The sequence below is a fragment of the Limnohabitans planktonicus II-D5 genome, from assembly GCF_001270065.2.
In the GTDB taxonomy this organism is placed as follows: Bacteria; Pseudomonadota; Gammaproteobacteria; order Burkholderiales; family Burkholderiaceae_C; genus Limnohabitans_A; species Limnohabitans_A planktonicus.
This window is the reverse complement of sequence record NZ_LFYT02000001.1, coordinates 150,666-163,020: the sequence shown is the minus strand read 5'-3', so window position 1 is coordinate 163,020 and position 12,355 is coordinate 150,666. Positions and strand designations below refer to the sequence as shown.

At 61.6% G+C, this 12,355-nt stretch carries 16 protein-coding genes and 1 pseudogene; 11 read left to right on the top strand and 6 right to left on the bottom strand.

Translation table 11 applies throughout. The features are described from left to right. The first annotated feature begins 34 nt into the window (after positions 1-34). A complete protein-coding gene (gene yjjJ / locus H663_RS20955) occupies positions 35-1,366 on the top strand; it encodes a type II toxin-antitoxin system HipA family toxin YjjJ (protein WP_053173122.1) in 1,332 nt (443 codons plus the stop codon). 138 nt (positions 1,367-1,504) lie between these two features. Here the strand turns inward: yjjJ and dapD are convergent, their stop codons facing one another. The 3 genes from dapD to H663_RS20940 all read right to left on the bottom strand — a co-directional run bounded on the left by dapD (position 1,505) and on the right by H663_RS20940 (position 3,164). Further along, positions 1,505-2,482: a 2,3,4,5-tetrahydropyridine-2,6-dicarboxylate N-succinyltransferase gene (gene dapD, locus H663_RS20950; protein WP_053173121.1), complete on the bottom strand. Its 978-nt coding sequence runs from the start codon at positions 2,480-2,482 to the stop codon at positions 1,505-1,507. A gap of 78 nt (positions 2,483-2,560) precedes the next feature. Then, positions 2,561-2,824, bottom strand: coding sequence for a BrnA antitoxin family protein (locus H663_RS20945; protein WP_240620280.1), 264 nt, complete (start codon positions 2,822-2,824; stop codon positions 2,561-2,563). Positions 2,825-2,840: 16 nt separating this feature from the next. Then, positions 2,841-3,164, bottom strand: coding sequence for a BrnT family toxin (locus H663_RS20940; RefSeq protein WP_338067164.1), 324 nt, complete (start codon positions 3,162-3,164; stop codon positions 2,841-2,843). A gap of 162 nt (positions 3,165-3,326) precedes the next feature. On the opposite strand from H663_RS20940, the gene H663_RS20935 reads away from it, so the two are divergent. The 4 genes from H663_RS20935 to H663_RS20920 all read left to right on the top strand — a co-directional run bounded on the left by H663_RS20935 (position 3,327) and on the right by H663_RS20920 (position 7,816). Then, positions 3,327-4,871, top strand: coding sequence for a long-chain-fatty-acid--CoA ligase (locus H663_RS20935; RefSeq protein WP_053173116.1), 1,545 nt, complete (start codon positions 3,327-3,329; stop codon positions 4,869-4,871). Beyond that, positions 4,868-6,052 carry a CaiB/BaiF CoA transferase family protein gene (locus tag H663_RS20930; protein WP_053173114.1) on the top strand — a complete coding sequence of 395 codons (1,185 nt, stop codon included), beginning with the start codon at positions 4,868-4,870 and terminating at the stop codon, positions 6,050-6,052. Before H663_RS20935 ends, H663_RS20930 begins: the two co-directional genes overlap by 4 nt. Before the next feature lie 241 nt (positions 6,053-6,293). After that, entirely contained in the window at positions 6,294-7,358 is a 1,065-nt protein-coding gene (locus tag H663_RS20925; RefSeq protein ID WP_053173111.1) for an AraC family transcriptional regulator, read from the top strand. A gap of 68 nt (positions 7,359-7,426) precedes the next feature. Continuing rightward, positions 7,427-7,816, top strand: coding sequence for a hypothetical protein (locus H663_RS20920; protein ID WP_053173109.1), 390 nt, complete (start codon positions 7,427-7,429; stop codon positions 7,814-7,816). 23 nt (positions 7,817-7,839) lie between these two features. Here H663_RS20920 and H663_RS41485 read toward each other — a convergent pair whose 3' ends face one another. Next, complete coding sequence (locus H663_RS41485; protein WP_165803833.1) at positions 7,840-7,998, bottom strand: hypothetical protein; 159 nt, start codon at positions 7,996-7,998, stop codon at positions 7,840-7,842. 72 nt (positions 7,999-8,070) lie between these two features. Here H663_RS41485 and H663_RS20915 point away from each other — a divergent pair, with 72 nt between their 5' ends. Then, entirely contained in the window at positions 8,071-8,337 is a 267-nt protein-coding gene (locus tag H663_RS20915) for a type II toxin-antitoxin system Phd/YefM family antitoxin (RefSeq protein WP_053173107.1), read from the top strand. Next, positions 8,334-8,666: a type II toxin-antitoxin system RelE/ParE family toxin gene (locus tag H663_RS20910; protein ID WP_053173105.1), complete on the top strand. Its 333-nt coding sequence runs from the start codon at positions 8,334-8,336 to the stop codon at positions 8,664-8,666. The genes H663_RS20915 and H663_RS20910 overlap by 4 nt, the downstream gene beginning before the upstream one ends. A gap of 64 nt (positions 8,667-8,730) precedes the next feature. Here the strand turns inward: H663_RS20910 and H663_RS20905 are convergent, their stop codons facing one another. Both H663_RS20905 and H663_RS20900 read right to left on the bottom strand, forming a co-directional pair. Next, the gene (locus H663_RS20905) at positions 8,731-9,033 is read right to left on the bottom strand and encodes a hypothetical protein (RefSeq protein ID WP_053173103.1); all 303 of its coding nucleotides are present in this window, start codon (positions 9,031-9,033) and stop codon (positions 8,731-8,733) included. 3 nt (positions 9,034-9,036) lie between these two features. Further along, a complete protein-coding gene (locus H663_RS20900; protein ID WP_053173100.1) occupies positions 9,037-9,351 on the bottom strand; it encodes a hypothetical protein in 315 nt (104 codons plus the stop codon). A 363-nt stretch (positions 9,352-9,714) separates the two neighbouring features. Here H663_RS20900 and H663_RS20895 point away from each other — a divergent pair, with 363 nt between their 5' ends. The 4 genes and pseudogenes from H663_RS20895 to H663_RS42125 all read left to right on the top strand — a co-directional run. Next, positions 9,715-10,908, top strand: coding sequence for a lipid-transfer protein (locus H663_RS20895; RefSeq protein ID WP_053173099.1), 1,194 nt, complete (start codon positions 9,715-9,717; stop codon positions 10,906-10,908). A 58-nt stretch (positions 10,909-10,966) separates the two neighbouring features. After that, positions 10,967-11,410 (top strand): MaoC family dehydratase N-terminal domain-containing protein, encoded by a 444-nt coding sequence (locus H663_RS20890; RefSeq protein WP_053173097.1) that lies wholly within the window; start codon positions 10,967-10,969, stop codon positions 11,408-11,410. A 10-nt stretch (positions 11,411-11,420) separates the two neighbouring features. Continuing rightward, entirely contained in the window at positions 11,421-11,846 is a 426-nt protein-coding gene (locus H663_RS20885) for a MaoC family dehydratase (RefSeq protein ID WP_053173095.1), read from the top strand. Positions 11,847-12,126: 280 nt separating this feature from the next. Next, positions 12,127-12,312, top strand: a pseudogene (locus H663_RS42125) (SDR family NAD(P)-dependent oxidoreductase); the annotation flags it as partial. Positions 12,313-12,355: the final 43 nt, after the last annotated feature.

Below are 12,355 nucleotides of genomic sequence, written 5' to 3'. Positions count from 1 at the left end.
GTATCATCGGCGTATTTATTCAGTTATCCATTCAATGACCGACGCCGAAAACCTGATCTCAGCCCTTCGACGCCAAAACGGCCACGCCAGCAGCCCCGAGCTGCAGGCGCAGTTGGGCGTGAGCCAGCCCACGGTTTCACGCCTGCTGGCCCCTTTGTTGGCAACGGGCCAAGTGGTCAAAGTGGGCGCTGCCAGGGCGCAGCGTTACCTGTTGCCGCGTGATGTGCCCGGTGTGGGCCGGCAGGTGCTCATTCACCAAGTGCAGCCAGGCGGCGAGCTGCAAGTTTTTGGCACGCTTTATCCGCTGGTCGGCGGCGGCTTCTGGATGGAGGAGGCCGACAAATCCCACGGCCAAAGTGCGTTTCACCCCAGCTTGCCTTGGTTTTTGATGGACACCCGTCCCCAAGGCTTTTTGGGCCGCGCCTTTGTCCAAGCGCATCCTGACTTGGCCTTGCCTTCCCATTTGGCGCACTGGCGTGATGAACACATCTTGTTGGCGCTGGTGCGCGCAGGCGAAGACCTGCCGGGCAATTTGTTGGTTGGCACGGCTTCGCTGGACCGTTATCTGGACATGCCGCTTGGCCAAAGCGCAACACCGGTGGTAAACGACCCCGAGCAAGACTACCCGCGTCTGGCCCTGCAAGCCCTGGTCAGCGCGGCTCCGGGGTCCAGCGCGGGAGGTGAGCAACCCAAATTTTGCGCAGTGACGGATGGTGTGCCCGTGCTCGTTAAGTTCTCGCCCACAGGCGACGCCCCAGCCGACCAGCGCTGGCGCGACCTGCTGGTGTGCGAAGCACTGGCCCTGCAAACGCTTCAAGCCGCAGGCATTGCCGCCGCGCAGACCGACATCGTGCAGGCCGCAGGCCGCGTCTTTTTGCAAAGCCGGCGCTTTGACCGCACGACGCAAGGTCGCATCGGCATGGTGTCTTTGGAGATGTACGACGCCCACTACATCGGCATCGGTTCGCAATGGGCGGCCACCGCCATGCAGACCGGCCGCGCAGGCGCCGAAAGCTTGAGCGCCGCCGACATCCAGACCCTGTGCCTGCTCGACGCCTTTGGCGCCCTGATCGCCAACACCGACCGCCATCATGGCAATGTGTCGCTGCTGCTGCACCAGCACCGCTGGCAACTGGCTCCTGCCTACGACATGTTGCCCATGTTTTATGCCCCAGTCGCGGGTGAAGTGGTCGAGCGCGACTGGGCCAGTCAGCTGCCACGCCCCAATGCCCACACCCTGAGCGTCTGGCCACACGCGCGGGCGCTGGCCTTGCAGTTTTGGCAAAGCGCTGCTGGGGATGCGCGCATCAGTGACGAATTCCGAGAAGTGGCGCGGGTCAATGCTGGGTTGGTGCATGGGCTTTGAGCGACGTCGGAGCAAGTTGTCCTCGGGGAGTCTCTGAGTGCGTTCGACGCAAAGTTTCTATCCCGCCTCTGTGCGAGCGGAAAACAAAACGGCGTGCCCACTTGCGCAGGCCCGCCGTTCATTTTGTGCAGAACCGAATCAGTTCTTGTGCAACTCAGCGTTCAACTCGCCCCAGCTCTTGTTGCGCGGAATGGCGTGCAAAGCGCCCGACTGTGAATCGCGGCGGAAAAGGATGCCGTTTTTGCCGGACAGCTCTTTGGCTTTCATCAGGCTGCCATCGGGCAGCTGCACGCGGCTGCCACCGGTGATGTAGCAACCGGCTTCGACCACGCAGTCGTCGCCCAACGAGATGCCGATGCCTGCGTTGGCGCCCAGCAGGCAGCGCTTGCCCACTTTGATGACTTCTTTTCCGCCACCGGACAGCGTGCCCATGATGGACGCGCCGCCGCCGATGTCGCTGGCGTCATCCACCACCACGCCTGCGCTGATGCGGCCTTCAACCATGCTGGCACCCAGCGTGCCTGCGTTGAAGTTGCAAAAACCTTCGTGCATGACGGTGGTGCCGCTGGCCAGGTGCGCGCCCAGGCGCACGCGGTCGGCGTTGGCGATGCGCACACCCGACGGAATCACGTAGTCGGTCATCTGCGGGAACTTGTCCACGCCTTTGACTTCGAGCACGCGGCCGCTGGCGCGGGCCTTCAGGCGGGCGGCGGGCACATCGGCCACAGCGCAAGGGCCAAAGTTGGTCCAGGCCACGTTGGCCAGCAGGCCAAAAATGCCGGTCACGTTGGCACCGTGTGGCTGAACCAAGCGGTGGCTCAGCAGGTGCAGGCGCAGGTAGGCGTCGTGCGTGTCGGCAGGCGCGTCGGCCAGCGACTTGATTTCGGTGCGCACACCCACCACGGTGGTGCCGCGCACGGCGCAGGCAGTCAGGGCCTTGGCCACGTCAGCGCCCAGGGCCGCCACAGCTTCGGCCTCGGTCAGGCGGGTGCTGCCGCTGGCGGCCACATCGGCCGCCAGTTCGGGGGCCGGGAACCAGGTGTCCAGCACGGTGCCGTCAGCGGCGATGGTGGCCAGGCCCGTGGCGCGTGCGCCAGTGGTTTGGAAAGTGCTCATGTGTTGCTCCGAAAAAATGGCCCGCAGTGCGTGCGGGCCGGGGGGAAATCTGAAGGCGTGATTATCGGGGATGGCGACTTAGGGTCTCGAATGGCTGGCCACATATTGGCGCAGCACGCTGTCCATGCGCGACTGCCAGCCTTCGCCCGTGGACTTGAAATAGGCCAGTACTTCGGGGCTGTAGCGCACCGAAACCAGCTGTTTTTTGTTCTCGGACTTGGGGCGACCGCGCAAACTCTTGAGTGGGACCATGGCATTCAATTGTGTGGGCGTGAGCGGCTGAGCATCCGGATCGCTGCGGGCGGCGGCGGTGATGGCCTTGTCCTCTTGCACGCTGGGCATGCGTACAGTCGGGAGCTTAGAAATTTTCGACATAGTGCTTTACCTCCCGTCGATTGGCACGGCGAAGGCTGATGATTCTTCGCGCTGGTACCCGGTCAACAAATGCCACGTAGTAAAGGGTTTCGGTCTTGGGTGCGAGAGCGATCATGCGCATCTCGTTGTACTCAAACCGATCGTCAACCCATACCAGCGCGGATTCCCAGTCGAGTTCTTCGGCCATGCCCAAAGACAGACCATGTTTGATCTGATTCGAGGCGTCTTTGATCGGATCGAACTCGATACGCATAGCATTAATGTAGCTACTGAAAATGAATGTGTCAATGCTGTGAGTAAAGCTCATGGGATAGAGCTTGTTAGCCCTCAAACGACGTTTGAGCTTGAAGCCCTGTCACTTTCTGCCAATGCCTTTGAGTCTTGCAGCGATTGCGGCCGTCCCTTCTGCGCGGTGCAATCACCTCAAAACGACGGCCTGCGACCAGGCCGCGCTCATGGAGACACAAGCATGCACCTCACCGCTGGTTTGCACCGCTCAATGCAAAGGCACCCCGACAAAATCGCCACCGTCACAGGCAGCCGCCGCCAGACTTTTCGGCAACTGGTGGACCGGGTGTCCCGTACCGCGTCGGCCCTGCGTGCGCTGGGCTTGCAACCGGGCGAGCGCTTGTCGGTGCTGGCGCTGAACAGTGACCGCATGATCGAGTTGCTGCTGGCTGGGGCCTGGGCGGGGCTGGTGATCAACCCGATCAACACCCGCTGGACAGCGGCCGAAGTGGCCTACGCCTTGGGCGACTGCGGCGCCAGTGCGCTGGCGGTGGATGATGGCCTGATGGCCACTGCGCAGGCCATGACCGACGCCCTCCCGGCCCTGCGTCATCGGATTTACATCGGGGAAGCTCAGGCCCCTGATGGTTACCTGTGTTTGGAAGAAAAAGCTGCCGCCGCATCGCCCATGGAAGATGTGCGCAGCGCCCCAGACACGCTGGCGGCCATCGTCTACACCGGCGGCACCACCGGTTTTCCCAAAGGCGTGATGCTCTCGCACGGCAACCTCTGGGCGTCGCTGGTGGGGCGCATGGCCGAAGTGCCCACCCCGCCGCATTACATCACCCTGCTCATCTCGCCCATGTTCCATGTGGCGGGGCTGGGCCGCATGCTGGGGCAGACCATTGTGGGCGGCACCTGCGTGACCGTGCCCGTTTTCCAGCCCAGGCAGGTGGTGGACACCATGGCCCGCGAGCGGGTGTCGGACCTGGCCATCGTGCCCAGCATGCTGCAAATGCTGCTCGACACCGAAGGCTTCAACCCGCAGCACCTGCCCCAGCTCGAACGCATTTTGTGGGGCGCTGCGCCCATCACCTTGCCCCTGCTCGAGCGCGGCCTGGCCGCTTTCCCCCAAGTCCAGTTTGTGCACGCCTATGGCATGACCGAAACCGCCGCGTCGGTGTCGGTGCTGCAAATCTCGCGTGATCGGGACTTTCTCGCCGGCCCGCGCATGCGCTCGGCAGGCCAGGCGGGCTTGTCGTCCGAGATCCGCATCGCTGACGCCGAAGGCCAAGAACTGCCGCCGGGCACCTCGGGCGAAATCCTGATCCGTGGCCCCATGGTCATGCAAGGCTATTGGGGCCGCCCCGAAGAGACTGCCCAAGCCTTGCAAGGCGGCTGGCTGCACACCGGAGACGGCGGCACCATGGACGAAGGCGGCTTTTTGTATGTCATCGACCGCATCAAAGACATGGTCATCACCGGGGGCGAAAACGTCTACCCCGCCGAAGTCGAAAACGCCCTGAGCAGCCACCCCGCCGTGGCCGCATGCGCCGTCATTGGTGTGCCGCATGAAAAATGGGGCGAGGCCGTGCACGCCTTTGTGGTGCTGCGACCGGGGGCGGCTCTTGCCGCAGCCGAGCTTGATCAACACTGCCGCGGCCAGATCAGCGCCTTCAAGTGCCCCAAAACCTACGAATTCCGCGACAAGCTGCCCCTGACCGCAGCAGGCAAAGTCCAAAAAACCGAACTGCGCAAATCCGTGGCGAAAGGCAGCGCCGCATGACCACCGCAGTCACCAACCCGCAAAACCGCCCGCCCCTGCAAGGCGTGCGTGTGCTCGACCTCACACGCCTTTTGCCCGGCCCCATGTGCACCCTGCACCTGGCCGACCTGGGCGCCGATGTCATCAAGATCGAAGACCTGGGCGCGGGCGACTACGCCTCGCCCCCGGTGCGCGAAATGCTCAACCGCAACAAACGCGGCATGCGCCTGGACCTCAAACACCCCGAAGGCGTGCAGCTGTTGCTCAAGCTGTGCGAGACCGCCGACGTGCTGGTCGAAGGCTTTCGCCCCGGTGTGATGGCCCGGCTGGGCGCGGGCTACGACGTAGTGAGTGCCCGCAACCCGCGCTTGGTCTACTGCAGCATCAGCGGCTACGGCCAGACCGGGCCGCTCAGTCAAAAGGCCGGGCACGACCTGAATTACTGCGGCTATGCCGGGGTGGCCGACCAAGTGGGCACGCCCGCTGGCGAGCTGGCCCTGTCCAACCTGCCCATGGGCGACTTGCTGGGCGGCACCATGCCCGCCGTCATGGGCATCCTGGCGGCGCTGTTTGACGCGCAGCGCACGGGCCAAGGGCGGCATGTTGACGTGGCCATTGCCGACGGCGTGCTGGCCCATGCGGTCATCCCGCTCGCTGGCCTGCACAGCCGGGGGCTCGTGCCTGAGCCCGGTGGCGACAAGCTGACCGGGGCGCTGCCCTGCTATGGCCTGTACCCCACACAAGACGGCCGCTACCTGGCCGTGGGTGCTTTTGAGCACAAGTTCTGGGACAGATTTTGCACGCTGCTGGGCCGCCCCGACTTGGCCGAGCACCACATTCCCAAAACGCAGGCCTTGAACGACTGGGTGCGGCGCGAAGTGGCCCATGCGGTACAAGCCCACCCCCTGGCCCACTGGGCGCAAGTGCTGGCAGGTGCCGACTGCTGCGTGACCCCCGTGCTCAAGCTCGACGAGGCGCAACAGCTGCCGCACTTTCAGGACCGGGGCATGTGGGTGCAGGTGCAGACCGCGCAGGGCCAGACCATGACACAACTGGCCATGCCAGTGCAGATGAGCGGCTACCGCTTTGAAGTGCAGCGCCCCGCGCCCCTGCAGGGCCAGCACACCCGCGAGCTGCTGACCGCTGCGGGACTCGATGACACCGCCATTGATGTTTTGTGCCAACGCAAAGTCGTAGGATAGAGGCAAGGCCTGAGCTTTGTCGTAGGTCGGTGGCTTCAGCCCCGACATGCAGCCTTCGCCGAAGCGGATAAACGTCGGAGCTGAAGCTGCCGACCTACAAGTCAAGGCCTGTGGTTTTTGTAGGTCGGTGGCTTTAGCCCCGACATGAAGCCTGTGCCAAAGCCAACCATCTCGAAGTTGAAGGCAAAACCTGCAACACCGTTGACCATTTTTCACTCAGTCCGACCCATCACCCTGCGCCATGAGCCGCCCCCCCAACGCCACGCCCATCCAACACAACATTCAGCACACCATTGCGGCCTACCAGGTGGTGCAGATGCTCATGGCCATCGAGGACGACAACGCCCGGGCGGCCGTGCTGCGGCGTGCGGGCATCCTGCCCGCGTTGCTCGAATCCAAGCTGGCGCGCGTCACGCAAACCCAGTTTGCTCGCCTCATGGTGGCGCTGGTGCGCCACCACCGCGACGAGTTTTGGGGCCTGAGCTCCACCCCCTTGCCTCTGGGCTCTTTTGCCATGGGCTGCCGCATGCTGGTGGGCCACCGCAAACTGGGTGAGGCCGTGCGTGCCGGGCTGCGTTACTACCACGCGCTGCTGCCCGACTTTGTGCCGCGCCTGGTGGTCAGCGACGGCGTGGCTTATCTGCGCATGAGCCCGCGCCACACCCTGAATGACCGCCAGGCCTACGCCGTGCGGGTCTTCATGTTCCTCAGCTACGGCGTCATGTGCTGGCTGGCGGCGCGGCGCATCCCGGTGGATGAAGTCGTCTACCAAGACCGCGACGTGGCCCGCCGCAGCGATGCTTCCAAACTGTTCCAAGCGCCAATACGCCTGATGGACGGTGAATGGGGCTACCGCTTTGACGCCAAATGGCTCGAACTGCCCGTGGTGCAGAACACCGAAAGCGTGGAAGCGTTTTTGCACCTGGCCCCGGCCTGCCTGCTGGTCAAATACCGCGACCAGGCCAGCCTGACCGAGCGCATTCGCCGCATGCTGCGCCGCTACCTGGCCGAAGAAATGCCCTCGCTCGAAGCCATCAGCGACATGCTGGCCACCACCCCCCAAACTCTGCGCCGCCACCTGCAACGCGAAGGCCAGGGCTACCAAATGATCAAAGACGCCCTGCGCCGCGACGTGGCCGTCGAGTTCCTCACCCAGTCCGACCTGCCCCTGCTCGAAGTGGCCGCCCGCGTGGGGTTTTCAGAAGCCAGCACCTTCCACCGTGCCTTCAAAAGCTGGACGGGCCTGACGCCCGGGGCCTACCGCCAGGCGCACCACGAACCGGCTGACGGTCACCCGGTGCATTGATTCAATTTACAAACGGATACGACAAAAGTGCAAACGGTGTGGTTCAGCGCGGATAGTATTGCCAACCCATGACAAATCTTGAACTCAACGAAGCCTTGCTGGATGCGGTGGCCGACCATGACCTTGCCGCCGTTCAACAATGCCTGAAAGACGGTGCTGACATTCTTTATGTCCGCACCCTGGACGAAGACTATGGTGCTGTTCAGCCCATCACGGTGCTGAGCATGGTGCTGTTCCGATGGTCCGACTGCATGCTGAAAGAACCTGATTTTTTGGCATTCACCGAAATCACCGCTCTTCTTTTGGCACATGGCGCGGATACACGCCAAGCCATCGCATTGGCTGCGCAAAATTATGACCTGCACGATGTCAGATTGGCCGATGAAAACGACTTCGGGATGCCGCCTTGGCAAATGATCGCCAAGGCGCACGCTCAGCGTTACCCCGACGAGCTTTGAGTCGGTTTTTGTGGCCGCAATGCTCACACTTCATCATCATGATCACCCGCTTCGCGCGGGTGACGAATCCGGGCCACCATGACCCGGTCCAAAGCTTCGTTCCATGCGTAGCGCGCCAGATAGCCGCTGCGCCTGCGCGAGATGATCAGTTCATGCAAACCACCTTCTACCGGGTGACCCATGCAGGCTGGGTATGGACTTGACGCGGACCAAATTTGGTCTATATTTGGTTTGAATTTACTTCTGAGGCTGCCATGTCACTCGCTCAACAAATCAAGCCTATTTCATATCTCAAGTCACACGCTGCCGACATCATCAAAAACTTCGCCACCAACCCTGACCCGCTGATCATCACGCAAAACGGTGAAGCCAAGATGGTGGTGCTTGATATCCAAGCCTACGAGCAACAACAAGAAACCATGGCACTCTTAAAGTTGATTGCCATGGGTAACAAAGAGTTGGCTCAAGGCCAGTTTCAAGAGGCTGATGACTTCTTCAGTGAAATGGCGCGTGAAGAATGACGGGCCCCAGAAAAGTTGTGATTCTTCAGTCGGCAAAATCAGACTATCGAAGAATCAAAAACGACGTGACGCAGAAATTTGGGGCTGAAACTTGGCTTGAAATCAATCAAGAATGGAAAGTCAAACTCAATAAATTGGCAGTGAATCCGGAACTGGGCAGCAACATCTCTGAACTCGATGGCACAGGCTGGACTGGATTCAAAAGATATCAGCACAAAAATGCCTATGTGGTTTACCTGAGCACGGATGCTCTTTTGACCGTTTACATGTTCATACCGAGCATGCGCGATTTCAGGCGACATTTGATGGATCGCTTGCTCGCTGCTTGATCGCCAAGGCGCACACTCAGCGTTACCCCGTCCCGTCTTGAATCGGGTTTTGAGGCCTCAACGCTCAAACATCATCATCTTGATCACCCGCTTCGCGCTGGTACCGAATACGGCCCACCATGACCCGGTCCAACACATCGTCCCATGCGCAGCGCGCCAGACAGACGCTGCGCCTGCGGAAGCTGATCAGTTCATGCAAACCAGCTTCCTCCGGCCGACCCATGCCAGGTTGATGCGTCATCACTTGCAAGGCACCCAGGATGAAATCGGGCAGTTCCCCGGCCAAGGGATCTTCGGACTCGAACAAAAAAGTTTCCAGTCGGACCAAATCCTCAAATACCGCTGGGCTGAGAAATAAGGTGCTCACACCTCAGCCAATTTTTTGCACTTGCAAAGGTGCAGGCGGCTCGCCCTGCCCCTGACGATGCGCTTTCAGTTGAGAAAAATAGAGGCGAACATCTTCCAGCGCATGACCTGTGCTGGTGGACTTCATGACCGCCAGCGCATCTGCCGAAACTTGTGCAAATGTTTGCCGCAAGCGCTTGCGCGGCGTCGCATCGGCCAGTGTGCTCACCAAGAAAGCGTGCGGGCTCATGCCCATTTGCTTGGCATCCTCTTCAAGCTGCAGCTTGAACGCGCCAGGCAGTTTCAGACGGGTGGGGACGTTGGCAGGAACAGCGGGCATGACAAGCTCCATTCAAGGGTAGTCAGAAGTGACTGCCTAGACAACGAACCGGGTGAGGACGAAGCGTTGGAATGACTCTTTATCAATAACGGACTTCCTGCTGACAAGTTGGCCGGAATTGAGAGTCGTGACAAAAAGTAGCGTGTGCCAAACCATCATTCCACTGAAAGTTTCGCCAATCAGCAGCACTCCGATGCATTCAACCGTTAATGAGCTTGCAACCTTCAATAGCAGTTGAGCTGCTCTCCTAACGCGATCCAATAAATGTCACTTCCTGCCAATCATCTTGACCTGATTGGCGATTGGTGAAGCCCTGCTCCCGCTCGATACTTTGTCCGTATCGAACCCTTTCAAGGAGCAGGCATGGCCGTTAGCAAGCGCGCAGTTCACGTCGTTGGCGTGGGCATGATTCCTTTCACCAAACCCGGGGCCAGCGAGTCCTACAACCTCATGGGTGCGCGTGCAGCCAAGCTGGCTCTCGACGACGCGGGCGTGCCGTACGACGCGGTGCAGCAAGCCTATGTGGGCTACGTTTATGGTGATTCCACCGCCGGGCAGGCCGCCATCTACGGCGTGGGCCTGACGGGCATCCCGGTCTTCAATCTCAACAACAACTGCTCTACCGGGTCGAGCGCGCTGTTCCTGGCGCGTCAGGCGGTCGAGAGTGGCATGGTCGAATGCGCCATTGCCCTGGGCTTTGAGCAGATGGTGCCCGGCGCGCTCAAAGGCGCGTACGAAGACCGCCCATCGCCCATGGCCCGTTTTGCCGAGACCATGACCGCGCACCAGGGGTTTGATGAGTCTGCGCCCCGTGCCGCGCAGTTCTTTGGCGGTGCGGGCATGGACTACATGAAGGAATACGGCATCCGCGCCGACACCTTTGGTCGCATCTCGGTCAAGGCGCGCCAGCATGCGGCGCGCAACCCGCTGGCCGTGTTCCGCCAGACGCTCACGCTCGAAGAGGTGATGGCCTCGCCCACCGTGTTCGGCCCGCTCACGCGCTACCAGTGCTGCCCGCCCACCTGCGGTGCGGCAGCGTCCATCGTCTGCTCGGCCGACTTTGCCAAAAAGCACAAGCTCGACGCCAGCGTGGTGATTGCCGCACAGGCCATGACCACCGACACGCCCAGCACCTTTGACAGCGATGACATGCGCCGAGTGGTCGGCTACGACATGACGGCCAACGCGGCCAAGCAGGTCTACGAAGCCGCAGGCATTGGCCCCGAAGACCTCGACGTGGTCGAGCTGCACGACTGCTTCACCGCCAACGAACTCCTCACCTACGAGGGCCTGGGCCTGACGCCCGAAGGCACCGCCGAAAAGTTCATTCTGGATGGCGACAACACCTACGGCGGGCGCATCGTCACCAACCCCTCGGGCGGCCTGCTGTCCAAGGGCCACCCACTGGGCGCCACCGGGCTGGCGCAGTGCTACGAGCTGGTCTCGCAGTTGCGCGGCCAGGCCGATCAGCGCCAGGTTGAAGGTGCACGCTTGGGGCTGCAGCACAACCTGGGTTTAGGCGGTGCTTGTGTGGTCACGCTGTACCAAAAGGTGTGAACATGAAGCCCCCACGCTCCTCACTTCGTGTAGCCGATGCCCACCAAGGGGGTGAAAAATGATCGACCGTCAATTCATCGGCCACACCATGCCCGCGTTCGAGGTCCTGGTGGAGAAAGGCCGCTTGCGCTTTTTTGCAAAGGCCACCGGCCAGACCGACCCGGTCTACACCGACGAAGCCGCAGCCCGCGCCGCCGGGCACCCGGCCTTGCCCGTGCCGCCCACGTTCTTCTTTTGCCTGGAGATGGAGTCGCCCGATCCGGCCGCGATCCGCAACCTGCTGGGCATGGACTACCGCCGTGTGCTGCACGGCGAGCAGGGCTTCACGTTTCACCGCATGGCCTATGCCGGCGATGTGTTGACTTACGAGCAGCGCATCGAGGACATCTATGACAAAAAGGGCGGCGCACTGGAGTTCGTGGTGCGCAAGACCCGCGTGAGCAACCAGCGCGGGGAGCATGTGGCCGACTTGCGCAGCATCACCGTCCAGCGCAACGCCTGAGGCATTCACCATGAGCACAACCATGCAACGATTCGACGACCTTCAGGTGGGCGACATGATCCCCGCGCTGGAATTGCCCCCCCTCTCGCGCCTGACGCTGGCGCTGTACTGCGGCGCATCGGGCGACCACAACCCGATCCACGTCGACACCGACTTGGCCCACAGCGCGGGCATGCCCGACGTGATCGCGCACGGCATGTTGTCTATGGGCTGGCTGGCGCGCCTGCTCACCAACTGGGTGCCGCAAACGGCGATACGCGACTACAGCGTGCGCTTTGCCGCCATGACCCTGGTGCACGAAAAAATCACCTGCACCGGCCAAGTGACCGAAAAGTTTGAAGTGGGTGGCGAGCGCCGTGTGCGCCTGTCGCTGACCACCACCAACACCGAAGGCCAGGTCAAGTTGGCGGGCGATGCCGTCGTCGCGCTGGCCTGAAACCTCTTTGTTGATACGGCTCTGTGAAGTTTTCAATGCTCAAAGATGTTGTAGGTCGGTGGTCGAAGACCCCGACATGGGCCTGTGCCGAAACCCATCATGTCGGACTCTGCGAGTACCGACCTACGAGATCGATGCGCAAAGATGTTGTAGGTCGGTGGCTTCAGCCCCGACAAGCAGCCTGCGCCGAAGCCAGTCATGTCGGGGCTAAAGCCACCGACCTACGAGAAGAATTGCGCACACGTTTCAAACTTCAACATGCCCAAGAAAAGGATTCCCTATGACCCGAAAACTCGAAGGCCAGGTGGCCCTGGTCTCAGGCTCTGGCCGAGGCATCGGCCGTGAAATCGCGCTCAAGCTCGCCAGCGAAGGTGCCCGCGTCGTCATCAACGACCTCGACCAGGCCCCGGCCGAGCAGACGGTGGCCGACATCATCGCCAGCGGTGGCCAAGCCGTGGCCTGCATTTTGTTGATCCGGCCCCTTGAAGTATTCAATGCTCAAAGATGTT